Annotated in this window: 27 protein-coding genes; 5 read left to right on the forward strand and 22 right to left on the reverse strand. The window is 54.3% G+C overall.

Going from position 1 to position 26785, the window contains the following annotated elements; all coding sequences use genetic code 11:
- Positions 1-37 precede the first annotated feature (37 nt).
- Positions 38-1132, forward strand: coding sequence for an alpha/beta hydrolase (locus tag ACXAH8_RS18935; RefSeq protein ID WP_475220208.1), 1095 nt, complete (start codon positions 38-40; stop codon positions 1130-1132).
- A gap of 244 nt (positions 1133-1376) precedes the next feature.
- Here ACXAH8_RS18935 and ACXAH8_RS18940 read toward each other — a convergent pair whose 3' ends face one another.
- The gene (locus ACXAH8_RS18940) at positions 1377-1976 is read right to left on the reverse strand and encodes a GNAT family N-acetyltransferase (RefSeq protein ID WP_475220209.1); all 600 of its coding nucleotides are present in this window, start codon (positions 1974-1976) and stop codon (positions 1377-1379) included.
- Positions 1977-2290: 314 nt separating this feature from the next.
- Between ACXAH8_RS18940 and ACXAH8_RS18945 the strand changes: the two genes are divergently transcribed.
- Entirely contained in the window at positions 2291-2644 is a 354-nt protein-coding gene (locus tag ACXAH8_RS18945) for a VOC family protein (protein WP_475220210.1), read from the forward strand.
- A gap of 45 nt (positions 2645-2689) precedes the next feature.
- Here ACXAH8_RS18945 and ACXAH8_RS18950 read toward each other — a convergent pair whose 3' ends face one another.
- The 13 genes from ACXAH8_RS18950 to gntH form a co-directional block, all read right to left on the reverse strand.
- On the reverse strand, positions 2690-3166 hold the full coding sequence (locus ACXAH8_RS18950) for a GFA family protein (protein WP_475220211.1): 477 nt from the start codon (positions 3164-3166) through the stop codon (positions 2690-2692).
- Complete coding sequence (locus ACXAH8_RS18955; protein ID WP_475220212.1) at positions 3129-3635, reverse strand: GFA family protein; 507 nt, start codon at positions 3633-3635, stop codon at positions 3129-3131. The genes ACXAH8_RS18950 and ACXAH8_RS18955 overlap by 38 nt, the downstream gene beginning before the upstream one ends.
- A 188-nt stretch (positions 3636-3823) precedes the next feature.
- On the reverse strand, positions 3824-4180 hold the full coding sequence (locus ACXAH8_RS18960; protein ID WP_475220213.1) for a nitrile hydratase accessory protein: 357 nt from the start codon (positions 4178-4180) through the stop codon (positions 3824-3826).
- A complete protein-coding gene (gene nthB / locus ACXAH8_RS18965) occupies positions 4137-4796 on the reverse strand; it encodes a nitrile hydratase subunit beta (RefSeq protein WP_421597041.1) in 660 nt (219 codons plus the stop codon). The genes ACXAH8_RS18960 and nthB overlap by 44 nt, the downstream gene beginning before the upstream one ends.
- Positions 4796-5437 (reverse strand): nitrile hydratase subunit alpha, encoded by a 642-nt coding sequence (gene nthA / locus ACXAH8_RS18970; protein WP_475220214.1) that lies wholly within the window; start codon positions 5435-5437, stop codon positions 4796-4798. Before nthA ends, nthB begins: the two co-directional genes overlap by 1 nt.
- Before the next feature lie 636 nt (positions 5438-6073).
- The gene (locus ACXAH8_RS18975; RefSeq protein ID WP_475220215.1) at positions 6074-7615 is read right to left on the reverse strand and encodes a phospholipase D family protein; all 1542 of its coding nucleotides are present in this window, start codon (positions 7613-7615) and stop codon (positions 6074-6076) included.
- A gap of 51 nt (positions 7616-7666) precedes the next feature.
- Positions 7667-8776, reverse strand: coding sequence for an HlyD family secretion protein (locus tag ACXAH8_RS18980; RefSeq protein WP_170659168.1), 1110 nt, complete (start codon positions 8774-8776; stop codon positions 7667-7669).
- 40 nt (positions 8777-8816) lie between these two features.
- Entirely contained in the window at positions 8817-9476 is a 660-nt protein-coding gene (locus ACXAH8_RS18985) for a hypothetical protein (protein WP_475220216.1), read from the reverse strand.
- Between the two features lie 38 nt (positions 9477-9514).
- Positions 9515-10408, reverse strand: a complete 894-nt coding sequence (locus tag ACXAH8_RS18990; RefSeq protein ID WP_475220217.1) for a bile acid:sodium symporter family protein — start codon at positions 10406-10408, stop codon at positions 9515-9517.
- Entirely contained in the window at positions 10408-10833 is a 426-nt protein-coding gene (locus tag ACXAH8_RS18995) for a YidH family protein (protein ID WP_475220218.1), read from the reverse strand. The genes ACXAH8_RS18990 and ACXAH8_RS18995 overlap by 1 nt, the downstream gene beginning before the upstream one ends.
- A 20-nt stretch (positions 10834-10853) precedes the next feature.
- The gene (locus tag ACXAH8_RS19000) at positions 10854-11201 is read right to left on the reverse strand and encodes a DUF1622 domain-containing protein (protein ID WP_152456707.1); all 348 of its coding nucleotides are present in this window, start codon (positions 11199-11201) and stop codon (positions 10854-10856) included.
- 5 nt (positions 11202-11206) lie between these two features.
- Positions 11207-12235 carry a CobW family GTP-binding protein gene (locus ACXAH8_RS19005; RefSeq protein ID WP_475220219.1) on the reverse strand — a complete coding sequence of 343 codons (1029 nt, stop codon included), beginning with the start codon at positions 12233-12235 and terminating at the stop codon, positions 11207-11209.
- 77 nt (positions 12236-12312) lie between these two features.
- Positions 12313-13608 carry a guanitoxin biosynthesis MBL fold metallo-hydrolase GntH gene (gene gntH / locus ACXAH8_RS19010; protein ID WP_152456705.1) on the reverse strand — a complete coding sequence of 432 codons (1296 nt, stop codon included), beginning with the start codon at positions 13606-13608 and terminating at the stop codon, positions 12313-12315.
- Between the two features lie 495 nt (positions 13609-14103).
- Between gntH and ACXAH8_RS19015 the strand changes: the two genes are divergently transcribed.
- Positions 14104-15411, forward strand: a complete 1308-nt coding sequence (locus tag ACXAH8_RS19015; RefSeq protein WP_475220220.1) for a tetratricopeptide repeat protein — start codon at positions 14104-14106, stop codon at positions 15409-15411.
- A gap of 273 nt (positions 15412-15684) precedes the next feature.
- Here the strand turns inward: ACXAH8_RS19015 and ACXAH8_RS19020 are convergent, their stop codons facing one another.
- A complete protein-coding gene (locus ACXAH8_RS19020) occupies positions 15685-16866 on the reverse strand; it encodes an MFS transporter (protein ID WP_475220221.1) in 1182 nt (393 codons plus the stop codon).
- On the reverse strand, positions 16863-17639 hold the full coding sequence (locus ACXAH8_RS19025) for a DeoR/GlpR family DNA-binding transcription regulator (protein ID WP_475220222.1): 777 nt from the start codon (positions 17637-17639) through the stop codon (positions 16863-16865). Before ACXAH8_RS19025 ends, ACXAH8_RS19020 begins: the two co-directional genes overlap by 4 nt.
- A gap of 61 nt (positions 17640-17700) precedes the next feature.
- Between ACXAH8_RS19025 and ACXAH8_RS19030 the strand changes: the two genes are divergently transcribed.
- The gene (locus tag ACXAH8_RS19030) at positions 17701-18081 is read left to right on the forward strand and encodes a VOC family protein (protein ID WP_170576221.1); all 381 of its coding nucleotides are present in this window, start codon (positions 17701-17703) and stop codon (positions 18079-18081) included.
- Between the two features lie 420 nt (positions 18082-18501).
- Here the strand turns inward: ACXAH8_RS19030 and ACXAH8_RS19035 are convergent, their stop codons facing one another.
- Both ACXAH8_RS19035 and ACXAH8_RS19040 read right to left on the reverse strand, forming a co-directional pair.
- The gene (locus tag ACXAH8_RS19035; protein ID WP_475220223.1) at positions 18502-20061 is read right to left on the reverse strand and encodes an acetolactate synthase large subunit; all 1560 of its coding nucleotides are present in this window, start codon (positions 20059-20061) and stop codon (positions 18502-18504) included.
- Between the two features lie 469 nt (positions 20062-20530).
- Positions 20531-22501, reverse strand: a complete 1971-nt coding sequence (locus tag ACXAH8_RS19040) for a BTAD domain-containing putative transcriptional regulator (RefSeq protein ID WP_475220224.1) — start codon at positions 22499-22501, stop codon at positions 20531-20533.
- Between the two features lie 140 nt (positions 22502-22641).
- Here ACXAH8_RS19040 and ACXAH8_RS19045 point away from each other — a divergent pair, with 140 nt between their 5' ends.
- Positions 22642-22866 (forward strand): hypothetical protein, encoded by a 225-nt coding sequence (locus ACXAH8_RS19045; RefSeq protein ID WP_475220225.1) that lies wholly within the window; start codon positions 22642-22644, stop codon positions 22864-22866.
- Between the two features lie 811 nt (positions 22867-23677).
- On the opposite strand, the gene ACXAH8_RS19050 is transcribed toward ACXAH8_RS19045, so the two are convergent.
- From ACXAH8_RS19050 to ACXAH8_RS19065, 4 genes are all read right to left on the reverse strand, one after another.
- Positions 23678-24055 (reverse strand): hypothetical protein, encoded by a 378-nt coding sequence (locus ACXAH8_RS19050; protein WP_475220226.1) that lies wholly within the window; start codon positions 24053-24055, stop codon positions 23678-23680.
- A gap of 426 nt (positions 24056-24481) precedes the next feature.
- On the reverse strand, positions 24482-25387 hold the full coding sequence (gene sigJ / locus ACXAH8_RS19055; RefSeq protein ID WP_475220227.1) for an RNA polymerase sigma factor SigJ: 906 nt from the start codon (positions 25385-25387) through the stop codon (positions 24482-24484).
- Positions 25384-25926, reverse strand: a complete 543-nt coding sequence (locus tag ACXAH8_RS19060; protein ID WP_475220228.1) for a hypothetical protein — start codon at positions 25924-25926, stop codon at positions 25384-25386. The genes sigJ and ACXAH8_RS19060 overlap by 4 nt, the downstream gene beginning before the upstream one ends.
- Positions 25923-26309 (reverse strand): hypothetical protein, encoded by a 387-nt coding sequence (locus ACXAH8_RS19065; protein ID WP_475220229.1) that lies wholly within the window; start codon positions 26307-26309, stop codon positions 25923-25925. Before ACXAH8_RS19065 ends, ACXAH8_RS19060 begins: the two co-directional genes overlap by 4 nt.
- Positions 26310-26785: the final 476 nt, after the last annotated feature.

A 26785-nucleotide genomic window follows, 5' to 3' on the forward strand; every position in this document is an offset into this window, starting at 1 on the left:
ATCAATTGTTTTTAGCGCTTCAAAAAAGGACATGGCCATGCGCAGTTTGACTGTATTGGTTGTCGTTGCCGCCGCAATGATCAGCGGCTGCGGTGAACGCGGAACATTGGCCCTGTTGCCAAATGCTGCAACGCCGGCACGCGAAAGGACGATCCTTGTCGCGGCCTCCCGGGCGCATGCACCCGCGCCAGATTTCTTTACTGAAACCCGTTCCGATCAGACCAATTATTCCAAACTTGTCATCTCGATACCGCCAGCGCGGGAAATCGGGGAAGTGAGGTACCCTAAAGGACAAGATGTTGATCCGCACACGCAGTTCCTGGTCTCTTCTACCGTGCGGTTGAAAGGCAAACAGGCATTTGTGCGGGCCATAAATGAAGAGGTCGGCAAACGCGCCGTCGATGACCGTCAAGGATTTGTTTTCGTCCATGGGTTCAATACCAATTCAGCCGAAGCTGTCATACGCGCAACCGCCCTCGCAGAAGATACCGGACGCGAAGGGGTCGAAATCGTGTATTCGTGGCCGTCTGCTGGCCGCGTTTTGAAATACCTTGATGACCGTGAAAGCGCATTGTTTGCCCGTGGATCATTCAAGGAGACCCTCGCCGCCATGTCAGAGTCGCGTCTAACGAACTATCTGGTGGTTGCCCACTCCATGGGAAATTTCGTGGCCATGGACTCCATGCGTGAATTGGCTCAGCAAAATCAAATATCGGTTTTGCGGAAAATCCGGGCTCTTATCCTGATATCTGCGGACCTCGACATAGATGTTTTCCGCACGCAGGCACAACCTGTCCTGGCGCAAGGTATACCCATCATCTTGCTGACAACAAATGATGATCTGGCGCTTAGCCTCTCAGCAAAACTTCGGCGTCAGGGAGATAGGGTCGGTGATATCAAATCCGTGTCTGAGCTTGGTGGTCTGAAGGTTGCCGTATTTGACTTGACCAACATTAAGTCCGGTGACCCGCTGAAGCATTTCAAGATCGGTTCATCTCCGGAAGTATTGAAATTCCTCAAGTCACTGCATCAGTCTGGAGGCGGCGTCATCAGCACCGACGCAACGGGACGCATAATTACCGTCGACGCAGAAAAACTTGAAGCTGAGACGGGCATCGTTTTAACGCAGTAATCAATATGCCGGTGCGCGTTCATCGCGTTATTTCTGCACGTGCTTGATTTCTTCGCTGCAAGCGCCAAACTCAACTCTTTAAAATGACCGCTTTGTCCGGCGGTCTCGATGGATCGACGCAACACTTCACTTTGAGAGTAAAGATGGAGTGTTGGAATGGCGTATCGACGTCGGATCTATTTTACGGAGAAACAAAAGGCGGACATCGAAATATCAAAAAGCCGATGGACGTTCCAAGTTGATGTTAGGGATTTGGTTTTTCCAACTTCCAGATGAGATTAGCTTTTACCGTCGCCCACTCGGACTTAATAATGGAATACACAGCGGTGTCCCGGATTGTTCCGTTTGCCATGATCATGTTTGACCTGAGGATACCATCAAGTTTTGCTCCAAGCCTTTCGATGGCTCTGCGGCTTTTAGAATTGATGAAGTGGGTTCTGAACTCGACACAAATACAGTCAAGTTCCTCAAATGCGTGCTGCAATAGCAGTAACTTACATTCCGTATTCAGCGGAGTTCTTTGTGCCGACTGTCGATACCAAGTTGAACCAATTTCAAGCCTACGATTTGAGGCATCAATATTCATGTAGGTCGTCATGCCAACGGCGCGACCTGTAGAGTTCTCGATTACCGCAAAAGGAAGCATCGAGCCGTTTTCACGTAAAGATAGACGGCGTTCGATTTCTGCGTGAATACCCTCCGGCTTGGGGATCATGGTATACCAAAGGCGATGAAGTTGCCCATCGGCTGCGGCTTCAGCGAGGTCATCATGATGAAGCTGTGAGAGAGGTTCGACCGTAACATGCAGCCCCTCGATTGAAAAAGGTTCCGGCCAATTTAACATGGCAAATGCTCCCTGAATCGGTAGTGATATTTGCAGTACAATCTGTGTGTTTGCATGGCAATCAAAACGGCGCCCTAGCATTCATCAGATGGCTGACTAGCCAGTCCACCCAGTCTCGCGCCGGGTATCCCGCAAAGGTCTGCATTGGGCTCGAAGTAGCCATTCGCTGCTCTGCGGCTGAACGGCCGTTCTGCGGACAAAGTGCCAATTCGCTGCACTTGCGCCAATGGCAGCTTATGTGATCTGACCGTGGAATACCTCGTCCTAGAAAAGTGATTGATGTAGGCTTTGAGTTGCATTTTTTGGAGGGAGCGATGCCCGTTGAAAAAGTCGGTTTCGTCGGATTTCGTTCGACTGATCTGGACTCCTTACGCGAGATTTTTGAAGAGGGTCTCGAAATGGTTCCAACAGATTCATCCTCGGATCAGGTCGGGTATTTTCTGTCAGACGGGACGCGTTTGGAGGCTTACAGCCACGGCAACGATTTCCACAGCTTCTTTACAACTGGCCCCGTCGTCGGATTCTCCGTTCCGGATTTCAAAACAACCTGGGAGCGGTTGACTCGGATTGGCGTTGAACAGATTACCGACATCCAGTCGGAAGACGGTCGCCATTGGGTGCACTTCCGCTTGCCCGATGGAACCGTCGCTGAACTTGTCGGCTTCTAGAGGGATTCTGGTGCGCACAGGAACGAAATCATAAGCGAGCCAGGATCAATCGCTTTCGACAACTGTACCGTCCCAGCATTGTGCCGCGTCAGAGTAGATCGATTTTTCCGGAGCATATTTCGACGGGTCATCCAGTGATCCCGCATGCACATATATCCGGTCTTCCATTCTTTCGCTGCGCCGGGTTAGTTGCGACCCGCAGTTTGGGCAAAATCCGCTATACGTCGATCTACCCGATCCTCCGGTCATTTCATACGTTTTGCAGGCGTCACTGATCTCAAAGCTTTCCCGGATCAATGGCACCATTTCTGAGTGACCCGAGCCTGTGAGTTGTTGGCAATCACGGCAATGGCAGCGAAACATCGGTGCGTCCGCACGCATGCCTGAGTATCGGACCAACCCGCATTTGCAGCCTCCAAGAAATGTATCCGGCATACCAACCCCCAATGACAACAGTGGTACGAACCGCGCGCCCCGAAACGCCTCAGCGTTCTGGCCGTCCCACCATGAATGTCTCCGCATGACGTGTGGCTTCGTTCATCGACCCATCAAGCGCCTTTGCATGGCCTGAATAGGCATTAAACCCTGCTGGAATGAGCATCCCGCGCGGGGCTTCGGAGGTGAAAAAATACCCAACCGTTTCGGGATCGCGGCGAAACCAGTTCGGGTCATCGAATGAGCCCGAGAAGACGCCCACGCAATCTGGAAACCTGTCTGGCCTCAGAAACATCGAGGTGCCACAGTCTCCGCAGAAATGAATGTGAACTTGTTGTCCGCTGCCATCGGATATGTAGGTGTACTTCTTGGTTTGGCCTTCGGTCAGGCGAAATTGATGCTCCCGAAACATGCTCTCGACATTGTAGTCGGAGCCAGTGAGCCGTTGACAGAAGGTGCAGGAGCAAACGGCCACATAATATGGTTCGGCGGAAACCTCATACCTGACCGCGCCGCACATGCAGCCGCCAAGCTTGGAAACGTCTTCTTGTGTCATCCATTGAAGTTATCATCGCACGGCAAGTTTGTCTGCGCCGACTTGGCTTCTGTGACTGAACCGGCAGCCCTACCACAATTCAAGCGTTTGCGTCGCTACGGCCCGAGTGTCAAAAACGGTCGTTTGTGAGCGCTAACTTGAGATCAACTTTGGCGCTAGCATGCAGTTGATTCGCTGTGCCTTCCAGTCTAGAGCACAACCGGTTTCCCGTGAGGGGTACGATGGTATGCGGTCTCCCAATCGGTGCGACGCTGCATGCGGGTCTCCTCGCAAATACCGGCACTCTCTGTGAGCGTTTCAAGTGCACTCAGGACTGCTGCATAATATGTGTCAAGATCATCTGGAGCCCCTTTGCGCTCGGCGCTTCTCAATTCTTGGCCAAGCGTTTCTGCCCAAGCCGTCGCGGTAAAATGACCGGCTTGGACCAAATTGTCTGCCAGGGCGAGCGCCTGCGCCTGCCAAGGCTCATCAAAGACCGGCTGGGGTGGGGCAAGTGGATCGTCAGGCTGGAACAAGGTAGCTTTCCCACAAATCGAGTGTGACATCGTCGCGTGGGTCGGAATCCTCGCCCCATAATGTAACGGCGCGAAAGCCAATCGTATAAAGATGTTCCGGCACCTCGACACCTTCGGCATTGCGGTCTGGCAGCACATGCGCACCATGATGGGCAAGTACCACACCCTTTAGACCTCGCACGTACCGCGGAAGGCGGGTATGATTTGCATTGATATGACGCCGCGCTTGCACCGTGTCTCCGACGGAAAAAGCGGGCCGCTGCAACGTGTCTCTCTCAAAACTGAAATCCGACGCGGCCACATCCGCCACAGCTTCCTCAACGGTCATGGAAGGAGGCGGCGCAACGGGGTTTTGTACGTGACCGCGTTTGACGTCCTCAAGTGTTATCGTGCCGTTATCGAGCATCCTTATCAGATCGTTGGTGCACCACTTTTGGAAGTAGGAAAAGGCAAGGTAGTCAGCAGGCACCATGCGTTCGAGCCCGTGGCGAAACCAGTCTATGGTGCTTCCGGGCGCAATCGGCGACCAGTTCAACGCAAAGGCGCGTTTTTCCCAATCTTCCAAGTCGCGGAAATCCTTGTCGCCGCTCTTTACGGGCACCGGGCCAAAACCCTCAACGCCGCCGAGATCGTGAATGCCGTCCATCAGCCCGCCTCCGCCTTCAAATCTCGCTCTGTCCCGATCATGGAGTTTCGGGTGACAAGGGCTGCCAGGCGTTCCTCACTCCACCCATCGGTTCCCAAGGGCCGTTGCGGGACAACGATATAGCGAAGCTCGGCAGTGCTGTCCCAGACGCGGACGCCCACATCTTCAGGGAGTGCCACGCCGAACTCAGTAAGCACTTTGCGAGGCTCTCGAACGGCGCGGGCGCGATATTCGGTCGATTTGTACCACGCCGGTGACATCCCCAGGATCGAAAAGGGATAGCAAGAGCATAGCGTGCACACGACCATGTTGTGCTGCGTGTCGGTGTTCTCGACCGCCTTCAGGTGAGCACTCGCGTCCCCCTGATAGTCAAACTCTTTGATGGCTTCTGCCGCGTCATCTAACAGGCGTGTCCGAAATCCCGGATCAAGCCATGACCGCGCCACTACATGCGCCCCGCGTTTCGGTCCGATATGCTCGGAATAGGCTTCAATCCAAGCGTCGAGGCTTTCAGGCGCGACCAGACCACGTTCCACTGCAAGACTTTCCAATGTCTTGACCCTGAGCACAGGGTCTGACGGCAAGTGTGTATGCAACTCGCGGTGCAGCTTCGCAGCGTTTTCACTGTCAAATGTAGGCATTCGCGTTCTCCCCAACACGACAATAGCACCGCCCGCTAAGTGATGCGATGTATTTTGGTCTTGCCTGTCAGGACGATTTGAGAACCCGACTTCCATACAAAGCACAGCATCCGGAAAATGGGTTCGCAGCTGTCGATGAAGTCCAAGCCCGATAGCAACCCCTGCGTGTGCACCGCTGCGGCTATAGTGTCAAAAACAGTCGTTTTTGACACCCGCGGAGATGCGGCCGTTATCATTGAAAAATATTGCGCCACAAACCCTTGGCAAAACTCGGTTTGATTTTGTCACGTTTTTGGCCTCGGCCCAGGGAGCGGACATTGGTACAGGGTGCAGCATCCTGCAAATATGGGCTCGTAGTCGACCTTCGCTACCTCACGTGTCTACGACTGGAGGCAGCCCGAAGCGGACCTTCCAAACTGAACTTTGCAAATCCCGACAAGCGGACAAAGCGGCCTTCGAATCAGCATATGTGATTGGCCGTGATCCGCTTTCTAGCTCCATGCACTCTCTTTCGTGGTCAAAATCGGCAAAATCTGAAACAGTATAGCGCTACGTCGAATACTAAAAAGGTGCATTGGTACGGAATGGAAGAGGGAGCATGACCTTTTCAATAATACAACCAATTCAAAAAACTGCTCACAGCATCCATTCTACCGGTAGCCACCTGACGACTGTAGTAAGACCTCTCTGTAGGCCATTGGTTTCCGGATCCGTAGTATGCACAGTGACTGTGCCATCTTGTTCTTCTTGAACCCAAATCAATTCATTTCTGTTATTGAGTTCAACGCGATACGAAAACTCCGGTATGTTCAATTGCTCTGTTAGTGATGCAGCAATCGTTGGACTTTCGATCATGATGCCCATTTCAGTGTTGAGATGCACAGACCTTGGATCGAGATTAAATGAGCCAATAAAGATCCGCTCGCCATCCGCCCCAAAGGTTTTTGCATGCAGCCCTGACGCCGACCCAGCTAGGATCTCTGGCAGGCTTCTGTCGCGATGTTCCCGCCGCAAGGCACGTAGCTCCAGCAGTTCTACTCCGCTATTCAACAAATCATATCTGTAACTCATATACGCAGCGTGAACCGGCATGACGTCTGTCGCGTCCAAAGAATTGGTCAAGATACGGACCCTAACACCTGACTTGGCCAACTCCTCCAAGACGCTAGAGCCTCTTTCACCAGGAATAAAGTATGCCGAAACAAGGTCCAGTGAGGTCCGTGAGCTTTTAGCGAATTCGATCAGTTGTTCGACCAATAGGTCTTCACTTTTGACTTCGCCCAAGCCCTTCGCCGGATCGTCGACAAAAAGTGTAACCTCGCTCCAATCAAATTTCAGAGTATGTGCTGCGATGTTGTCGGCCAGTTCACTTTCCTGAATTGCCTTTTGGTAACCTGCGCCTACGGCGGTTCGCCGTGCCGCATCCGCCTTAGCTTGCAGACTGCGTACGGCTGGAGGATCTAAGAATAGTCCAGCATCGTAAGAAGATGCACTGTTCCAGTAAGCGTCGAACGATTTAGAAACCTCGTCCACAATAGGCCCGATGGCTATCGCATCTAAATCAAGATAGTGCGTTCCACCCCCATAGTCGAAATAGATGTCGCCGATGTTGCGCCCTCCAACAATCGTTGCGACTCCATCTACAGTCATTGACTTGTTGTGCATCCGCCGATTTAGTCGGCTGAAGTCAAATGCGTAAGAGAGTAACTTGGGTTTTCTCAGCGTAAACGGATTGAAAATACGCACATTCGCGTTGGGGAGCGTGTCTAGTTCTGAAAGCAGATCGTCCAACCCTGAGATACCGTTGTCGTCGACCAGTAGTCTGACGCGAACACCGCGTTCTGCTGCCGCCCTCAGCTCGTCAAGTAGCATGAGACCTGTAACGTCATCTTGCCAAATATAGTATTGCGCATCGATTGAGGAGGTCGCTTCTCTCGCAAGGATAGCCCTGGCTGCAAATGCAGCGCGACCATCGCCCAAAGTCCGAACTCCGTCGAGACCGGGGTTGCGATTAAGGGCATATTGAATGGTTTCGCCCAATGCTCCAACCCAATCGGCGTCCAGTTTCAGCGTTTGCCGCGAAAAATTCTGCTCAGGCAGCGGAAAAGCCAACCTTAAGCCAACTACGGTGAGTGCAATCACTGTTGTCGCAATCAAGCAAACTCTGATCAGCCGCATATTATTTCCTGTGTTTGCAAGGCCGGGTTGCCCCTTTTGTCGAATTTGGGCTCAGATGTAGTTGAGTTTCTTGTTGATCCAAAACAGGATTTCCGCCAGCACTGAGATTGCGCCAGCCCCTTCGGTTATTACCAATGCGGTTCCTGACGTACCAAGCTGTGCACGATCAGACGGAAGGCCTTCTGGGATATCGATAGTAACGATGTAGCTCGACGCGCCTGTAAGTTCGCGCAGGCTAGGCAGCCCGCCCCTCGTGTCCAACGCGCCCTCTCGTGTTCCCGGAGGGATTGACCGTATTGTGGTCTCAAATTCCTGACCTGGCATAGTGCCCAAAGCAATCCGGATCGTATCGCCAACCGCCACGTTGGGATAGCTGCTTTGCGGCAACGCCGCTATGAGCAGCCGATCTGAAGGGAGTAGAAAATTCACGGCGCCTTGTAACGTCGTAACACGATTGCCTGGGCGGAGTGAGAGCGCCGTTACAACACCGTCATCCGGCGCACGAACGACTGTCTGCTGCAATGCCCACTCAGCTTGGGCCAGCGCCTCCTGAACTTCAACGACACCGACGTCGACTCCGTCGACCTGAGCCGCGATGCGTCGTTCAAGGCTTTGCCTACGCGCTTGTGCTGCTCGGAGCCCGGCTTCAAGTTGCTCAATCGTTGAAACGGCTTCCTGCAATTGGAACTCAGCCGCGGCACCGCGTCCGGTAAGCTGGACGATGTCATCGCGACGCTGCACACCGAAAGAAAGTTGGGCCTCAAGAGAATCAATTTCTGCAAGCGCCGCCTCATAGTCTGTCTGCAACTGGTCTGCTGCGGACTGTGCTGATGCGAGCGAGGCTTGAAGTCGGGCAACTTCAGCCGCGTAGGTGGTATCATCTATTCGAAACAACACATCACCCTTCGCCACCGGTTGGTTTGCCGTGACCGCTACTTCAGTGACTGGGCCGGATACGTTCGGCGCAATGTTGATGACAGCACCTTGCACGGACACAGTCCCGGATGGTGTCGTGTGGTTTAAGGCTCCAACAACAACCAACGCGATGACCAAAGCTCCACCGTACACGACCGTCTTGAAGAACCCGTTCCAAGGCAGGATTTTGAGCTTCGCAAAAACCAGCCAAACAATACCAAAATAAAGACCGAGAATAATGAGCATCGTGAATTGCCCTCACTGTGTTTCTTTTGTTCAGTTGCCGTCAAAACTCGTGCGTATAGCTGATGCCAACCAGATCACGTGTTCCGAAAGTGTTGTCGATATGGCTGCCAAATACGCTGATGCTGTCGTTCGGCGACGCATTGAAGGTAACGCCCGCACCAACGGTGTACCCAGAGTAATCGTTGGAACCGGCAGATAGGACACCACCGGTCTTCACAACCCATCGTTCTGACAATGGCTTGAGGCCAAGTATACCGATATAACCGCCCTTGCTGGCAATTTCAGCGGGAAAGGCATCAGCAAACTCAATATCGCTATTACCGATCCGACCGTCAGTATAGTTTGCTCCCAGTGCCGGGAACAAAAGCCATCCTTTAGGCTGAACGCCCAACGCGGCAAGCGGCACAAAGGTCCCTATGGCGTATTGCGTTTGTTTGACGCCACCTTCCAGCTCTTGCTCGGACGCTGAGAAATTAACTATTCCAAAATCGAAGAGATAAGAGCCACCAACGCGCCACTGATCGTCTTCTGAGACCGAGACATTGATCTTCGTTACGGGCCCGAAAGCAACCGAGCCGAATACGGTGCCAAAGTCACTATAACGAACGCCGATTTTCGTTACGATCTTTGTTGGATCATCCGATAGTTTTTCGTCTTCTCCGGTCTGAGCCCAAGAAGTGGAAGCAGCTATAGCGAGCATGGTTGCAAGATATTTTCGCGATGTCGTTCGCCCAATCGTCATGTATCGGAGCCTCTGTCATCACTACCAGATTGGCTATGCCGTTTTCTTGCCACTGCGCAGGCAATAGTGAACACAAGGTTGATTGGAACCATCAGCATCATGAAGGCCAGAACGCTCGCTGAATAGGCCGGATCAAAGCAGCACGCATCCACAAGTAGATAGACAAGACCGACATTGCGAAGGTTTGTGCAGGTCGCAAGTACCTGCCGATACTCCTTATTCTCGCCGCCTAAAAACCAGCCGAGCGCCATTAGGGACAGAATGAAAACCAATATCGCGATCAGGCTCGAAGGTCCTAATCCAACAGCGGCTTCCTGCCGGATGCTGATACTTGCTACGACAGATGCAATGAAGGAGACTGTCGAAATAAGCATCGCCGGTTTGTATATATGCTCGGCGACATCCGGGTAAAATCGTCGGATCAAAATCCCAAGAAGCAAGGGAATTCCGATCACACCCACGATGCGGATCATTAGTTGGTCCCAAGCGACACGTTCCAGCGCGGCGGTTGGCAAAACGACCTGAGCGGCCGACGGCGCAAGAACCAAGCCGATGATTGAAAGTAAAACCAGCAGGGCCCCGGCCGCGCTGACTTGTCCCGGCGCTTTGGTCGAAAACTGGACAGCGTTGATGCCGCCGGGGGCGACCGCTAACAAAAACAAAACGGCGCTGACCGGTCTGGGTAGGGGGAAAATCCCGATAATCAGGATTGCAATGACGGGCGGTATAAAGACATTTGCAGCAAGCAGGTGCGTGAGCTTTTCGCGTTCCAGAACCGCAGCACCCATTTCGCGCAGCGTTGCACTCATCCCGATGCAAAGCATGGCCAGAGTAATGAAGATATGGATGAATAGGGTGACGGATTGCTCAAACGGCAGCGGCGACTCCATCACAGCGGTTCCACATTCCAAAGGATGCTGATCGTAGCGTAAATAGCGACCGCCAAGATCAACCCGGCTGAGACCAGCGCAGGTGAAATCGGAAATGGCTTTCCGGAGATATCAGAGATCCGCTTAAGAAAAGTAATTTGCTGTATGATGGCGACAGATAGCATTATTACTGCCAGTATCAGCATGAATAATCCGACAAAACGTGCATGTTCTATCGGAACCTCTTCCAACCCAGGTACATCAGTCAAAATTCTAAATAGTGCGGGTATAGAGAAGCCAAAACCAACGAGCGACGTAGCCGTTCTCATATATCCCATGGTCGTCCTGTCCGAAGCGAGCCGGGACCGCTCGAACGCCAGATCTGTTCGTTCGCCGGCCAACTGATTGTTAGAACGCTGCAGCATGTCCTCGTCGTCAAAGTCCATTGGAGGCCTCAGTTAGCAAATCAGGTTTCACTTGGTTTATCCTCGACTCTCTCCTCGCGAATTTCCCGAACGAGGAAATAGTCGAGAAAAGTTCGGACGAAGGCGATGGCTGTCAGTTTCGCCAATTCTTCGATTGTTGGGTCTGTTGCAGTCGCTATAATATCCGCGCCTAGTTGCAGTTCGAGCGCCACAATCAGGTATTTTCCAAGGATGCGCCGTGCGACAGGCTCGGCATCCGACTTCCGATGCATAATGAACGCTCGTGCAAAGGCGATGCCTCCAGCGGCAACAACGATGACGCTCGCCGCTTCGAATAGAACCTGGATGTAGCTCGCCGCTTGAACGATCAGGATTTCCAACTCATGCATGGTAACTATCCTGTTGCGACAGTTACAGCTTCGCTATTTTCGTTCCCGACAGACGAACCAGAGCAAGCATCGAACAACTCACACAAGTGCGCTTGATCAAGAGTTGTTTTGTGTGCGATGGCAACGATCCGGTTTGCCGGATCCTCGCCCCCCCAAGGGCGGTCTTTTGTCAACTCGACCCGCCGCCCGACAACTTGCAGCAAATAACGGCTGTTCGGGTCGTCATCCAGGTAAACAAATCCCTTGCAGCGATAGATATTTGAAGGCAGTTCTCTCTTGATCATTCGTTCCAATGCTCTGCGCTGCAATGGCGCGTTGCGCGTATAACTCCAGGTGCTAAAGAAAGAACCGTGATTGTGCTTATGATGATGTTCGTGGTCGTGGCTATGCGCTTGATCAGCCATTGCGCGAGAAACATCGAAACGACCGACAGACAGCAGGATTTCGAGTGGAACGTTACATTTGACGGCAGGAACGATGCGAACCCTTGAGAAGAAGCCGTCTATCCACCTCTTTACCTTTGCAGTTTCGTCGACTCCTGCCAAATCAACTTTGTTAAGGATTACAAGATCCGCAAATCCGATCTGCTGCAGCTTGAGCTTGGCAAGGTCCGGGTCGTCATAAGTAAAGACTTGATCGGCGTCGACGACACACGTCACACTGTCAAGCCGTATCAGATCGCGATATGCTGAATCCACGAAGGTCATATAGATGCTTGCCGGATCTGCTACTCCGCTGGCTTCAAGCAATATGTACTCAATGGGATCATCACGCTCGATCAACGCTGCGACCGACTCAACGAGATCATCTCGGATCTGACAACAGACGCAGCCGTTCGCGAGGCTAATCATCCCATCTTCGACGTCAACAACCAGTTCTGCATCGACATTGATCGAGCCGAAATCATTCACAAGAATGCCAATTTTCAACCCATGATCACCCTTTAAGATCCGGTTCAGCAGAGTAGTTTTTCCCGCACCCAGAAACCCTGTTAAGATCGTCAGCGGGACAGGTTCTTTTGGGGTGTTGTTCATGGCTGCATCCTTTGCAAGAACTGTGATCGCGCCGCGTAGCTCAGAAACGCGGCGCGTATTTTTTAGTCAGTATCAGATCAATCCGTATGATCGCGCGCAGCAATCAGGGCGTGGAGGTCGAAGCGGAAAGTTTCTTCGTCGTAGTGCTGCGTCAGTGGACGGAGTACGTCCTCAGGCATGTAGAGAGCTGGATCTAGTTCCCGTTCCCGCAGGAAGGCATCCTGTTGTTCCTCACGCGGCAAACGCGGTTTCGGAATCTGAATGTAATCCGGCATCTCGCCATCCGGGAACGGTATCGTTCTGGGATCTGGTGGCTGCATCGCCGGCATTTCCGGACGCAGGGCCATACGTTCCCAGATACGATCCTTTGTGACGTTGATTACCTTGGTGTCTGGTCCACCAAAGAGGAATAGACCATCCCAATGCGCGCGAATTTCCGCGATGGCTTCGCCCGCCGATTCCTCGGTGTAGTGGCAGATCACACCGGCCCGAGGTTGAATTTCGTTCATCAGATATCCCGCCGCATAGTAAGGCGTGTGGTAGGTATCCAGAGTGAATTCCAGAACTTCTTTGGGCGTGCCGTATTTGTAGTTGAGTAGTTGCGGTAGATCGGCTTGTCCTTCGGTCACGAAAATATCGCAGCCTTTCGCAAACTCGATTGTGCTTTCATCAGGGCGCCCGTCGCCTGTCCAGACAAAGGACAATCCGGCTTCTTCCCAATCCACGCGATATGCTGACGCACCGCTTTTCACGTGGCTTCGCGCCCAGTGCGTGACTTTCAAACCGGGTTCTTCCAGAACCACACCGCCTTCGTCTTTGTAGTCGAACTCAACAACTTCGGTGTCGTAGCCGGCGCCAATCGGGCAGTGGTCAAAGTTCTCAAGATGCCATGTCATCATCTCATGCATCTTGTCGACCATATATTGGGTGCCCGTCTCTGGCCGGTCACCTGATGGGCCGAAAATGCGCAAACCGTTACGCCAGCCTCCCGACCATGCGCGGAACGGCATGAAGTAGGGCAGGTCTGCATAGTGGTCGACGTGCAAGTGGCTGATGAAGATGTCGCGCACCATCGGCGGCAAAATGCCAAGCTGAATAATATTCCTTACGCAGCCATTGCCGAAATCAAAGAACAGGCGGCGCGGGAATGGAGTACCGTTCCCCAGCTCCAAGACAATGCATGTGCCGGACTGTACCATCGTCGGAGGCCAAGGCGTGCTACCCGGAAAACAAATCCGCATCTCGCCTTTTGGCAAAAGCTCGTTGGGTGGGAAAAAGTTGTTGCTTGTACAGCCGGGTGTCGGCCGGAAATACTCCGGCAGCGTAATGCCACCGCCGGGGCGTTGCCCGTAAGGGTTGCGTGATTGGCTCATTTTTGGATCCTCCGAGAGTTTTTTTGGTGCACAGTTTTTTGTTTTTTCTTGGTTCCTGAAGACAAGGACCTGCGTTTCCTAACCATCGCCGATATCAACTAGCATCGCTGAGCCTCTGCGTAAGTCGTCGAATTTCAGACAGCAGTTCGTCTCGAACAGTCTCCCATTCTTTTCGCACAGGAGACTTTTCTGGTGAGAGGGCTACATGCTTGAGAACTTCATCAAGGTCTTCCACCGCCTCACGTACATTTTCGTTCCTTAGCGCTCGGGACAGAGCCGCCTCGGAATGCTCAGGTATGAGGGCGTGGAGTTCCCTGCAGTTCATGGTTGAGTGTGGCCTTTTTGTATTCACTTTAGCCAATATGTTAGAAGGTGGGTGGAGCGGAAAGAAAGTGAGTTACGGTGAGCTAGGGGTGAGTTCAGCTTAGATTCAGAGAGGCGGGATGGTCATTAAAACACTGAAAAAAATAAAAAAATGGATGTGGCTCTGGGGAAATGGTAGAGGCTGAAGAAATTAGGCGAGCACTTGAGCGGGTCCTTTCATCCGCAGAGTTTTCTGGCTCACCCAGGCTGCAGTCCTTTCTAAGATACATTGTCGAACAGGAACTTGACGGTCATGGGCGCTCCATAAAGGGCAAAGTTATCGCGACTGATGTCTACGATAAGGAGCTTGACGAGACCGGTGGGGCACTAAATCTCGTTCGGGTTGAGGCCCGTCGCCTTAGGCGTGCCTTGGAGAACTACTACAGTGACGCGGGCAAATCAGACCCTTTACGCATAACTATGCAAACCGGGGGGTATCGACCACAATTTGAACCATCCGTCGCGACGAAGCCAAGTAGCGGGCAAAGCCAGTCGGCATCATCGCACTCTGGCGGTTTCTGGCGTCGTAAACTCCTGTTACCGCTCATCGGAACAACGCTTTTGTTGGCATGTGTCCTAGGATATTTTGGACTACGCGGTTCCCAATCGAACACACAGTTCACAACCAATAAAAACCCCGCAGAATTGGCTGCGCTTCGGGAGAAGTCATTCACCAGTGTTCAGGCTGCAAACTTAGCTGAGCAAACACGGGGATTGTTTTTTCCTTTGTTCGACCTCCGACGGCAAGCCATTAACTTGGAAACGTTTCAGTATGTGATTGACCTCGATCCGCAACTTGCTGCAGGTTATGCGGGTTCGGCCCAGGTGCTCACACTTAAGTCACTTCTGACAAGCGATGCTGACGCTTCAACCGCTTTAGTTGCTGAAGCTTTGGAAATGGCAGAACGCGCTACCACGCTAGATCCCTTGGATGGTTGGTCGCAAGCCGCTCATGGCTGGACCCTTGCTGTGACTGGAGATAGTGAAGGAGCGCTTAGACGTGCCCGAATTGCCTTGGATCTTAGCCCTCAAGACGGACATACTTTGGATCTGATAGGCATCACGGCCCTAGTTGTAGATGATCCTGTGTTAATGGCCGAAGTTTCTAATCCACAACGGTCTCGACTAGGCGTGGGTCGTTTCGCATACAACAACATCTATGGGGCTGCACAACTTATGTTGGAGAACTATGGTGAAGTCATCGATGCCTTTTCTAAAGCAGCAGAGCGAGGCCATCCTGTGAGTCCGCCAAGCCTCTTTTTGCTCGCCACCGCCTATCACGAAACAGGCAATACTGTGGGGGCGGAGAAGGCAATTGTCGAAATGTTGGACACTTGGCCAGACTTCCCTGCCCGCAGCGTCGTAGAACATTTTTTTGTGAAAGATCGTGAGACTCGTTCACGTGTGCTATCCGTGCTTGATCTTTATTCACCAAGTTGAGTTAGCGGACGTGAAGCGAGCCGAAGGGTTAACAGCCTCAATACTGTTGTTTTCGCCGCCCCAGTCGCGAGTACTCATACGCTTTTTCTCCGAGCCGTTGCGCGCGATCAGTTGGGAAAACCAGAATAAGCAAAACGGCTCGTCGCTAAAATGCGTATGGCATGAGTTTTCGCCGACAGGATTTTCCACAACGACGTCAATACGCGAAACATGATACTGGAAACAGTACGTAGATAATGATGAAACGTATCGCGGCTATTGCCTATGTTGGGTTCAGACTTTTGCCACCAGTCTCGCGAAAATCGGAACAGATACCATTAGCAGCGCAAGCATCCAGAATGCCGTCGCCAGCGTCGATGCCCCAGATATGAAACCAATCAACGCTGGCCCCATAAGGATGCCTGCGTATCCCGTAGTAGTAACCGAGGCGATAGCAATCCCAGGTGGCATCAAGTTTTGACGTCCAGCAACGCTGAATAGGATCGGCACCAGATTTGCGGCTCCGAGCCCGATCAAGACGAACCCAAGCAGGGCTACAACCGAATTGATCGACAGAAGAATGCTCGCGATCCCAATGATCGCGAGTGATCCGCCAACCATCAGCACGAGATATTCGCCACATCGCTCAACAATTCGGTCACCAGTCAGGCGGGCCAGTACCATTGCGATTGAGAACAGGATATAGCCCACGCCAGCGCTCTCGGGTTCGGCGAGTTCAAGATCAATGATCAGAAGAGCGCCCCAATCCAGCAAGGCACCTTCGACCAAAAACGTGATTGCGGCCAAAATGGCCAAAAGCAAAACAATCCCACGCGGAACAACAATGGGTTCCGGATCTTTGCCACTGACCTCCAAAAACCGGGAGCGGGCCAGCAGCATAGCAGCCAACGCCACGATAGCCCCCAGAATGGAACAAGTCAGCACTGGGATGGAGAATGACAACAACAGTGTAACCAAACCAGCTCCCAAAAACCCACCAATGCTGAATTGGGCGTGAAAGTTCGACATAAGGGGGCGACTTTCGATAGCTTCAATTTCCGCGCCATGTACATTCATTGCGACGTCGATGGTCCCAAGTGACGCTCCGAAAACGAATAAAGCTGCACCCAAAGCTATTGGCGTTTGCGATAGTGCCAGAAGGGGAAGCATGGCGATCAAACCATAGCCTCCAAGCAAAATAAGTGGACGCGCTCCACTGCGCGCCGCCAAGACACCGGTAACCGGCATAGCGATTATGGATCCAAATCCAAGACAAAGCAGGAGTAACCCAAATTGAGTTTTGTCGACGTCAACGGATTCTTTGAAAAAGGGGAAAAGGGGCGCACAACAGGCCAAAGAAAAACCCGCCGTAAAAAAGGCCAAACGTGTGGCTAAACGCGCCGAGTTTGTCGCCGAATAATCAGTCGGCCGGCCAATTCTCGGGGTCGGTTCACTTACACGAGAACTATCGCTCATTTGGTCACCACACGCGTATGGGATGCGATCAAATCTGTTGTCGCGTTGTGTGAATCTGTGACAACGGCATCTATCTCTGGGAGCGCTACTGTTCGATGACGGGCTCTGAGGCCGATCTTCGCGTGATTAGTCACAACAATAGTGCGGCTCGCGGCGCGGTGCATTGCCTTCTTCATCATGGCTTCTTCTGCATCGTCCGAGCTTAAACCGAACTCAGCATCCAATCCGCACGCTCCCAGAATGGCAACATCTGCCGTGACATCCCCAACTCGTTCGATTGCGGTGTCTCCTGTCGCAATGCCGCCTTGCGGCCTTAGGCTACCACCCAAAACATAGACCGGAACGTTCTTTTGCTGGCAGGCAATCGCAATCCAGGGCGACGGTGTAATCACAAGGCGACCCTCTTCGTGGGGCAGGTGTTCGACTATGGCAAGTGTTGTCGTGCCTCCATCGATCAGGAGTGTCGCCGCACTGCCGATCTCTCGGATAGCGGCCGATACCAGCTTCGCGTCAGGCGCGACATCTCCCGACAGTCTTTTATGCAACGGCAGTGCCGGAGTGGACAAAGGCACTGCACCACCGCGAACGCGTTGGGCCTTTCCCTCTGCTTCGAGGGCGAGAATATCCCGCCGGATCGTATCAACTGAAACGTCAAATTCTTGAGCAGCCTCGACCGCAATGACTTGTTGACCTTCCTGCAAGCGCCGGGCCAGTTCGAGTTGACGAGTGTCTGGGACATTCAGATTCATGCAGAAACCTTCAGAATATTGCAAAAAACCGCATAGGCTGTTATGCGACGTCCGTCAATACTGAATAGATGCGAGCGAGATTGGGATGAAATTGAACCACGTTGCTCTTTGGACAACAGACTTGGAGCGCTCCTCGAAATTTTGGGTAGAGTTTTTCGAAGCGGAACTCAGCGACCGGTATGAGAGCGTGAACCGCCCCGGCTTTACCTCCCGCTTCGCCACGCTGCCAAACGATGACGTTCGTATCGAACTAATGGAAGGACCATGGGTAAAGCCTCGCTTGCACGAGGAAGGTGGTTGGGCACACGTTGCCTTTTCAGTAGGTAGTGTATCGAAAGTTGATGAGGTCGCAGACCGCTTCAAACACGCTGGGCTGTTAGTGTCCAAACCGAGGCAAACGGGCGACGGATATTATGAAGCGGTGGTTCGATCTCCGGAAGGTCTCATGGTGGAGATCGTCGAATGAATTCACTTATGGCCAAAAGTGCTTTTGATTTTTTGCCGTCAACATTAAAGGAACAATGCTTCTCAGCCTCTAAACAAGCGTCACAAGCCTTTAAAAGAGTTTCCGCCTTGAAGGCGCATGGAGGTTGATAAAATCGGCTATCGATCAGGATCGCGCCTTTGGCGGATTGTGAGTGGACTTTGCAGATTTGCAATGTCTGCTAACTGCGCATTGCAGTCGTTGGGGCATCGCGCAGAAAACTGCACTTTGGGCTCGTTCCAGTCGTTCGCTGTGCGGTGTGTGAATGGCTGCTTTGTGTGCTAAAGTGGTAATTTGGCCGCCGTTTGGTCCATCGCAAAGTCATTTCACAGTATCAAATAAAATTGACCCTCAATTTGCACCCCTAGTCTCATCTGCTTTTCAGGTTCCGTGTCAGAATACTCATGCGGGCGGTGGGCACACAACTTCAATCAGCGATGGCCCTTCGCTGGAGAGACCGGCGGAAAGCGCCTTTGCGAAGCTGTCCATGTCATCTGCGCGTGTCCCCGGAACACCATGGCCTTTCGCCAGCGAAACCCAGTCCAACGTCGGGTTCACCACGTCAAACATAGCCTGAGCATTCTGACCATAGCTCGCCACGCCGACGTTTGTGAGTTCATCGCGCAGGATTTGATAACCGCGGTTCGCAAACACAACGATTGTCACGTCCAGATTTTCGCGGGCCATGGTCCACAATGATTGAAGAGTATACATGGCGGACCCGTCGCCGGTTAGGGCGATGACTTTTCGATCCGGGCAGGCGATAGCCGCACCTGTTGCGCAAGGCAAACACAGCCCAATCGCGCCGCCAGTGCCAGCGAGCAACTCATGCGGGCGAGCGGTGGCCGTCGGTGGAATGACGTGAAACCCTGATGTCACGGATTCATTGCAGATGATCGCGTTTTCCGGGATCAGCGCGGCCAACGTCAAACCAACTTTTTCGAGGGTCAACTGTCCGATGGGAACGTCTGGCAGGTCGAGCGGATGGGTTTCTGTCGCCGTTTTGCTTGTAACCCCGACCGCGTCGGCGAGCGCTTGCAGCGTCCACTCGATATCATCTGAGGGCTTGCACAAGTCCGTAATGGGGCAATGCGGAGGTTCGGGCACGCTCGGTTTCCCGGGATAGGCAAAAAAGGCGACTGGCCTATCTGCGCCAAGCAGAGTGATCGAAGAGGTTGCTTCAAGCTGAGCGATCTTGGGCGATATCGGATAGACCAGTTGGTCTAGCCTTGCTGTTCCTGCGCCTTTGGAAATGCGCGGTATCAGAGTATCAGCCAACAAACGGCACCCCGTCGCGGCAGCGATCTTGCCAGCCAGTTCACGCAGGGGTCTAAACAGAGCTGATCCGCCGATCATCAGCGCGGCGTTCGGCGTCACAAGCCGGGCCGCCGCGGCCTCTATATCGCTTGTTGACGGTCGATGGAGGCTTTCTCGGTTGTCCAATCGGTTTGCCGCTGCGTTCGCTTCGTTCCAAGCTGTGTCGGCAGGCAGGACCAGCGTTGCGATCTGACCGTTGCGCGCGCGGGCCGCCTGAACCGCAGCCGCTCCGTCCGTGGCTACATCGGTGGCATTGGACGACACACGCGTCCAATGACTAACCGCTTGGCTGATACCGAGGATGTCTCCCTTCAAAGGACTTTCATAATGGAGGTGATGCGTTGCGTGATCGCCCACTACATTCACGATCCCGGACCCCGCTTTTCGGGCATTGTGCAGATTGGCAAAGGCGTTGCCAAAGCCGGGTGCAAGATGCAGGAGCGTGCCCGCAACGTTTCGCTTCATGCGAAAATACCCGTCTGCAGCACCCGTCGTGCCGCCTTCAAACAGGCAAAGAATGCAATTCATCTCCGAGTGTTCATCCAAGGCAGCGACAAAGTGCATTTCCGAGGTGCCGGGATTTGCAAAGACCGTATTCACACCATTGTTCAAAAGGGTTTTTACGAGTGATTGAGCGCCGTTCATTTTAACCCTAGCCTGATTTCAAGCGATCATTTGATGACAATGCTCGCACGAAAAGACCTTCTTTCTGAACATATTTTCCTACCGGCACTACACTTTACGACGCATAGCACCGCAACCGCTCGCGACGTGGAGCAGTCACCGGACTTAAGACCATGCCTTTTGGCGGGGCCAGAACCTAGAGCGAAAGCATTCATACACTTGGTGAGATAGACACCGCGCGAGCACCCCCGCTTTGGGCTCCGAGCCGCTGTTGCTCCCTTGACAATTGAGCGACCGCTTCCGACCACCGAGCGTCCGGGTGCAACACCATTACACTGAAAGGGTGGACTCATCCGCCTTCTGGAAGCGGCGGCTTTCGGTTCGCGGTTGAGGCTCGCCCTGCCGCGACGCCGCAAGTCGGCTGTGAGCGCGGGCCAGCCACTCGAGGCCTGCGATCGAACGGCTGCTTTATCCGCAAATTGCTCTTTTGTCAGTCGAGACCAGCTTTGCTAAGACATTCCTCAAGATGCTCCCGCGCAGTGGCATCGGCGTATGGCAGCAGTCTGGGGTCGGTCCATTTGCTGAGGGTGGTCTTTGGGTCCATGATCCGAAGTCGAGCCAGTGCTTCCTGTGCATTCGCCATGTCGCCCAAGCCAGCGTGTGCGGCCGCAAGCAACATCCAAGTGATCCGCGTCTCCGATCCGCGCAATCGTGCGCCTGTTGCGATCGCCTGGGCGTAGAGGCGCGCATCAAACTGGACCTGCTGATACTGCATCAGATACCAGCTCGGATGGTGCGGCTGGAGACGCATCGCCTTTTCCGTCGCGCGAAGTCCAGCCTCCGGCTCTCCCGCGAGCCCGAGGTAGTAGCCATAGTCGCAAACGAGATCCGCGTCGTTCGGATTGAGCTCGATCGCCCGCTCGAACCAGTCAAGGCCGTCGCGGTGGCGCCCAGCATAGATTTCGCAGGCTCCCATCACCCAGACGGCCCAAGGTTCGTAGGGGTCGGTGGTAACAGCGTCGCGGGCGACTTTGACGGCGCGCAAGATGTCGGCTTCTGGGTCCGCGCTCCACCCTTCGGAGGCGTCCAGAAGGTAAGTCCACGCGAGCTTTGCCCGGGCCTTCGTGAACCCTGGGTCGAGATCCACTGCCCGGACCAGGAGGTTCCGACCAAGCGCCACTCCCTCTGGCGACCAGTTGTCATCGATCGCATCCTGAGCCCGGGAGAAGCACTCATAGGCAGCCATGTCGGCCGGTTGGGTCGATTGTCTGGAACGCTGCCAGGCCCTGCGCAACTGCCCGCCATAGCCAGATGCCAGCCGCGCGGCGATCGTCTCACTCAATTCGTCCTGAAGCGCCAGAACATCTTCGAGATCGCGGTCGAGACGGTCGGTCCAGGCCACGCGGCCTGTCGGTCCGTCGACTAGCTGCGCAACGACCCGAACACGTTTGCCGGCATGCTGGACGCTTCCAGTGAGCGCGAAGGCAACTCCGAGGCGGGCACATATCTGCGAAACGCTGTCCTCACGATCACGATACTCGAAGGCCGAACGGCTTCCGATCACATGCAGGTCGTGAAAGCGCGAGAGCTCTCCGGTAATCATGTCGGTCAGGCTATCGCTCAGATGTTGATTGCCGGGTTCCTCCGAAAGCGCATCAAAGGGCAGAACGATAATCGAGGGTTTCTCCTGTAACGGGGACATCTGGACACCGTCTCGCCGAGGCGAGGCCTTGACGCCTTCGGCGGGCTCAGAGCGGATCGTTTCCAGTAGCGCCATCGTTCGCTGGTCCGGCCCAACGCCAAACTCCGCCGCCAAATTCGCTCGGCAACGCTCGAAATACCGGATCGCCGCCGACCGGTCGCCGTCGAGCCACGCGGCCTGCATGAGAATGCGGAACCCGGCTTCGTTCGCCTGGTCGGCGGAGAGGACTGCTTCGGCGAACTGCCGAGCCTCATAGAGATCGCCACGCGCTTCGAGGATTCCCATGCGCCCAGACATGGCACCGAGGTAAAGATCCAGCGCCCATTGCCGCTCGGTCGTGAGCCAACGCTGGAACTCTGCACCCGGGAGGTCGACGCCCTGCAGCAGTTCGGCGTAGGGTCGGGCAGCGAGTTCACGCCCGGCGGATGGGGCGTCGAACAAGGCGAGCTCCTCCAGGTCCGTCACTATGGCCTCCGGTTCCAGAGCGACGTCGCTCGTCGTAATGCGGAACGGAAGATCCATCGTGGGCTCGAACGCGCGCCGGAGATCGGAGAGCAACTTGCGGAGGCTGTTCCGCCCCTGTTCTTCGCCCCGATCCTCCCAGAGCAGGTCGCGCAGGCGCTGACGCGGCAGCGGTCGACCTTGGGCCCGCACCAGGGCTAAGACGAGCGCCTGCATCCGATGCGACGCCATTTCTACTGGGCTTCCACCCAGCGCGGCTAGCTGAAAGCGACCCATGAGCTTCAGGCTGTAACGCATCACTCTTGTGAACCTCCCGTGACCGAAACGCCAAAGTATTATCACGTTTTTCACGCGTCGGTAACGCCCGCCTCCCGGACCCCCGCGACAATTCTTACACCCGGATCGCCCCAATCACCGCTCGAAAAGAGGACCGCACCATGCGCGATGTCTACAACCGCCCCAACTGGACGCCCAACAAGGCAAGCATGCTCATCGATGCCTTCGGCGCTGTCGCTCGAACCCAAGCAGAAGTGGCGCGTAGGTCCCATACGCCCGTCCGACGAAAGGAGCCGGTTGCCGCTGCTCCCATCCTGCTTAAGCATCTACGGCGGCTCGGACCGGTCGCGCTATGCGCGATGGCTCTGCTCTGGCTCGCCTTTTGAGGGCAACGCGGCTCGCTTGGTCGCCACTTGAAACAAGGAGAAGGCCGAACGACGCGATGCTTCCCAAGCCCATCAAATCGCAATAGCGAGGCGTCCAGGAGGAATCCGGGCGGCCGGCGAATTGGACGTCAGGGTGCAAAGGGCATCGGGCGTGGTCACGGGCGATCTCCGCGTATCCTCGTTCGAACAAAGACTGCGGTGCAGCTTTGGTCAGTCAACGCTGCCGCCAACAACCGTCATTCGAGAGGTGGCGGCTTCGTCCGCAACACGGTCCTATTCTGTCAAATTCTCGCTGCGGCATGCACGAATGGCGGATAATCTCGCCGCGCTGCAGAGGCGGATTTCGCGATGTTGCGGCGACGATTTCTCTGCGAGTGCGCGCAGCGAGAATTCAACACTTCCGCTACGGGCTCTGTGCGAACCTCGGATGGGGTGCAGCATTAGCCCGAAGGACCCATCTGGCTCAGCTAAATTACGGCCCATACCGGACATTGACCTGCTCATCAAGTTGCTGCGGCTGCATCCACTTACCCGTCGTTCGCTGCGGACGCAAAATCAAGGCTTGAGTGAACTCCCAGATTGTCGAGCTTTCGGGATATTGGTCTCAACAACATGCTTCTTCGCTCAGCGGTCTTGCTGATAAGGGCAATTCTACAGATGGTTGGAAAGCCGATCAAACCTATCGTGATGTGTTCATGCAGTCCGGACTTGAAAATCGGCTGTCTATCAGTCAGCGCGACCTCCCACTTTCAGTTTGGTGCGACCGACGTATCACGCCGCATCAGATTAAAGTTAGCCAGTCGCGAAGGCATCACATCAGGCTTCCCCAAACGCCAAGGATGGCTACGCGGACAAATAGCCAGCCCTGAGGAAGCTCAGCGAAACGCAGGTCTGATTTTGAGAACTGCCCAAGTCCGATACCCCACATTGCAAAGAGTGCGGCCATGACGGTACCGAGAATAGCAAGGTCGTTGCTTCCACCCCAAAGCGCAGGCCACAAAAAGAGCAAGCTCATCATGCCAAGGCTGATTGAGACAAGATGCCAGCAGTAGTAGGCCACGTATTTTGCGCTTTTTTCCAGATCAGTGGCGGCCAGCAGCGGGCGGGCGACTTGCGGTCCGCCCATGAAGATGTGGACCAGACACCATATCGCGGACAGTCCTCCGGCGAAGAGAATGGGAAAATCCATCGTAAAAACCTTTGTCGTCTAAGTTTCGGGGTTAGGGGAATTCTCATTGGCAAGCCAAAGGAAGATCATGTGAAAAACGTGCCCCCTAGGATTGCGGCAAGAAGCAGGAACAAGACCCAGGACAAATGGCGCCCCCGCGTTGCGACAATAGCTGCCAGTCCGCAAATCCCGCAGGCGAAGGCGAGCGAGATGAGGAGCGCCGGGCCCGCCGCATCTTGATCTACACTCATCGTCAAAAGCACTGCTGCCAATGCCCACCAAAACAGGGTCAAGGCGTGCCATCCAAACCAAAGCGTGACACGCCCATTTCGCTGGCTTCCGAGGATGACCGGAAAGCCCTTTTGCCGCAGCAAAGGAGTGATCAACCTCGGTCCCCCGGCAAAGCTGTGCATTGCGCCAACCAAGACCAATAGTACTGCAGCCGTTTCAAGCATGATTATCTCCTCCTAAATCAAGGGTTTGGATTTTGATCCCAAGCTTTTCGGGGTTCCTGTGCATGAAGATCCATGCGATCTTTCCAAAATTGTCAGGGACCACCTGAACGACGCTGTCCAATTGCCCATACCTTTGTCTTAAGATTGCAGGCTTCCCATTCACGATGGCAGCTTTCGTCTCCCACCCCTGTTCTGTCTTCGCCTTGTCATGCAACGCGCGAAACACCTGGATGATCTCCGCCCGTCCGATCAGGGGGCGCCGGGCCGCGCGTTGCTTGGCACCGCCATCTGAAATCGCGACGCTATCGGGCGTCAGCAGGTTCAGTGCAGTGTCAAAATCTTCCGCGACAACAGCCAGAAAAAACCGTTGGCTAAGTGCGGCGACCTCTTCTGGTGTCGCGTCGAACCGGGGCCCTGCGTCCTGTAGCTTCTTTTGAGAACGGCTTACCAACTGCCTGCAAGCCGCCTCGCTTGTTCCCAAAGTGCGTGCAATTTCTGGATAGCTCGCATCAAAAGCTTCTCGCAGGATAAAAGCCGCCCTTTCTTTTTCGTTAAGGCGCTCCATCGCCCATAAAAGAGCCAGCTCGCATTCCTGTGCGAGTTCGAAATGCGATATATTCTCTTCCATTTCAGAGGGGATTACAGGTTCAGGCAACCACGGCCCGACATAGACCTCGCGTTGCTTGCGTGCCGAACGCAGTGTGTCGATGGCGATATTTGTGGCCACCCGCCGCAACCAGGACGCCGGGTTTTCAATCTGGCCCGGATCCGTCGCCGCCCATTTCAGCCAGGTTTCCTGAACGACGTCCTCCGCGCCCGCAGTTTCGCCCAGCATCTGATAACAAAGTGAAATTAGCTTGGGGCGCTCCGTCTGAAACACATCTGTCTGCATATTCATTTTTGGCGTCCCACCATAATCCGGTCATCCGCGACTTTGACGTCAAGGCAGGTTTGACCAAAACCCAAGCCGCGCTTCAGAACGGGATACACCCGGCCGCTTGATGCCGCAAAGGACGCCGCGATGAGGGCCTTTCTGCCAAAGTTTTCCTCAATCTCGGCGCGCAAGGCGTCCAGATCCGAACCGCCAGAAATTGCTGCTTGAGAAAACCGAAACCCAAGCCCGACGTCACCTGCATCTTCTGCGCACCCTTTCAGGCAGCAGGCCAGATCATCCGCCGGGACATTAGCCTCGATCGCCATGTCGATGACAAGCTGCACGCACGGTCCACAATCCCCATCCAACGTCGATGCCAGTGCGGCACCGGCTGCAGCATTGCGCGCCTTCGGGCCACCGCTGTACTGACTATAAAGAGATAACAGGGACAAACGCAGACCCGCCGATGTTGAAGTGTCCGCGACGTAGGACATGTACCTCGCGTCATAGTCGTAGCGCGTCGCAAACTTCCGAAAGCTGCTTTTGAGGAGGGTCGCGATCATTCTTGCCCCTCCCCGGTTGGGAGCGAAAGTGCAGCCCAAAGGGCAAGCGCGGCCGGGACCTGAATTCCCAAAACATTCGTCAGCGCGACAAGATCCAGCTGCATGCCCCGCGCGATCCATATCCAGATGTGAAACACCGCATGTGAAACAAGCCATGCCGCACCACAAACGCCTATGGATTTGTCACCACGATATGCTGCAAAGATGAGTGTCAGTCCACTGCACAGGAAAGCCAAGCCAACATCCCGCGCGAAATGCAGATTCAAAGGACCCGTCTGGGACACGCCGGGCGTTCTATCGTACCAAAGCTCAGTTGCGCCCCAGATCAAGGCGGCGTTGAGGATCGCGAACACGCCAACGCCAAAGAGAATGTTTCGTTCCACTGATGCCTCCAAAACGCATGCTTTGGATATAAGACGATTTAGGGGCCGGTTTTGTGACAAGTCTGAGACTGACGGCAAGGCCAGGCAAGAATTTGAAACCACTCCTCTGTCGCCGCGGGGGTGTGAAACGCGCCCGACTCCACATCGGCACCGCCGTCGGGTACACTGCAATTGTGGACCAAAAGCAGCATGTTCCAAATTTAGCCAGCAGCGCACCTACGCGGACGGCCCAGAGCTGCCGTCCATCTGTGTTGTCGGATTCTGCGTCCGCAATCCGCATTGCTGACATTCGTTGCCAGTACAAAATCCTCACTTTTTAGCTCGACGTAAGATACCGGCAACCAAGATCTCAAGCTTTAGAGCGCTACATCAGCAACGTCCTCGTTGAGAATGGCGGTGAGAAAGTCGACCACGGTAGCGGCGGGATGACCCTGCTGCGGGCGGCGTAAAAGTCGTCCATCTTTGCCCTTTCTTTT

It is taken from the genome of Ruegeria sp. ABV3_008, assembly GCF_056161185.1.

Bases quoted from the DNA above. Each gene is read 5' to 3' on its own strand.
- ACXAH8_RS18935 (WP_475220208.1), top strand. From the start codon at position 38: ATGCGCAGTTTGACTGTATTGGTTGTCGTTGCCGCCGCAATGATCAGC.
- ACXAH8_RS18940 (WP_475220209.1), bottom strand. From the start codon at position 1,976: ATGTTAAATTGGCCGGAACCTTTTTCAATCGAGGGGCTGCATGTTACG.
- ACXAH8_RS18945 (WP_475220210.1), top strand. From the start codon at position 2,291: ATGCCCGTTGAAAAAGTCGGTTTCGTCGGATTTCGTTCGACTGATCTG.
- ACXAH8_RS18950 (WP_475220211.1), bottom strand. From the start codon at position 3,166: ATGCGGAGACATTCATGGTGGGACGGCCAGAACGCTGAGGCGTTTCGG.
- ACXAH8_RS18955 (WP_475220212.1), bottom strand. From the start codon at position 3,635: ATGACACAAGAAGACGTTTCCAAGCTTGGCGGCTGCATGTGCGGCGCG.
- ACXAH8_RS18960 (WP_475220213.1), bottom strand. From the start codon at position 4,180: ATGTCACACTCGATTTGTGGGAAAGCTACCTTGTTCCAGCCTGACGAT.
- nthB (WP_421597041.1), bottom strand. From the start codon at position 4,796: ATGGACGGCATTCACGATCTCGGCGGCGTTGAGGGTTTTGGCCCGGTG.
- nthA (WP_475220214.1), bottom strand. From the start codon at position 5,437: ATGCCTACATTTGACAGTGAAAACGCTGCGAAGCTGCACCGCGAGTTG.
- ACXAH8_RS18975 (WP_475220215.1), bottom strand. From the start codon at position 7,615: ATGCGGCTGATCAGAGTTTGCTTGATTGCGACAACAGTGATTGCACTC.
- ACXAH8_RS18980 (WP_170659168.1), bottom strand. From the start codon at position 8,776: ATGCTCATTATTCTCGGTCTTTATTTTGGTATTGTTTGGCTGGTTTTT.
- ACXAH8_RS18985 (WP_475220216.1), bottom strand. From the start codon at position 9,476: ATGCTCGCTATAGCTGCTTCCACTTCTTGGGCTCAGACCGGAGAAGAC.
- ACXAH8_RS18990 (WP_475220217.1), bottom strand. From the start codon at position 10,408: ATGGAGTCGCCGCTGCCGTTTGAGCAATCCGTCACCCTATTCATCCAT.
- ACXAH8_RS18995 (WP_475220218.1), bottom strand. From the start codon at position 10,833: ATGGACTTTGACGACGAGGACATGCTGCAGCGTTCTAACAATCAGTTG.
- ACXAH8_RS19000 (WP_152456707.1), bottom strand. From the start codon at position 11,201: ATGCATGAGTTGGAAATCCTGATCGTTCAAGCGGCGAGCTACATCCAG.
- ACXAH8_RS19005 (WP_475220219.1), bottom strand. From the start codon at position 12,235: ATGAACAACACCCCAAAAGAACCTGTCCCGCTGACGATCTTAACAGGG.
- gntH (WP_152456705.1), bottom strand. From the start codon at position 13,608: ATGAGCCAATCACGCAACCCTTACGGGCAACGCCCCGGCGGTGGCATT.
- ACXAH8_RS19015 (WP_475220220.1), top strand. From the start codon at position 14,104: ATGGTAGAGGCTGAAGAAATTAGGCGAGCACTTGAGCGGGTCCTTTCA.
- ACXAH8_RS19020 (WP_475220221.1), bottom strand. From the start codon at position 16,866: ATGAGCGATAGTTCTCGTGTAAGTGAACCGACCCCGAGAATTGGCCGG.
- ACXAH8_RS19030 (WP_170576221.1), top strand. From the start codon at position 17,701: ATGAAATTGAACCACGTTGCTCTTTGGACAACAGACTTGGAGCGCTCC.
- ACXAH8_RS19035 (WP_475220223.1), bottom strand. From the start codon at position 20,061: ATGAACGGCGCTCAATCACTCGTAAAAACCCTTTTGAACAATGGTGTG.
- ACXAH8_RS19040 (WP_475220224.1), bottom strand. From the start codon at position 22,501: ATGCGTTACAGCCTGAAGCTCATGGGTCGCTTTCAGCTAGCCGCGCTG.
- ACXAH8_RS19045 (WP_475220225.1), top strand. From the start codon at position 22,642: ATGCGCGATGTCTACAACCGCCCCAACTGGACGCCCAACAAGGCAAGC.
- ACXAH8_RS19050 (WP_475220226.1), bottom strand. From the start codon at position 24,055: ATGGATTTTCCCATTCTCTTCGCCGGAGGACTGTCCGCGATATGGTGT.
- sigJ (WP_475220227.1), bottom strand. From the start codon at position 25,387: ATGAATATGCAGACAGATGTGTTTCAGACGGAGCGCCCCAAGCTAATT.
- ACXAH8_RS19060 (WP_475220228.1), bottom strand. From the start codon at position 25,926: ATGATCGCGACCCTCCTCAAAAGCAGCTTTCGGAAGTTTGCGACGCGC.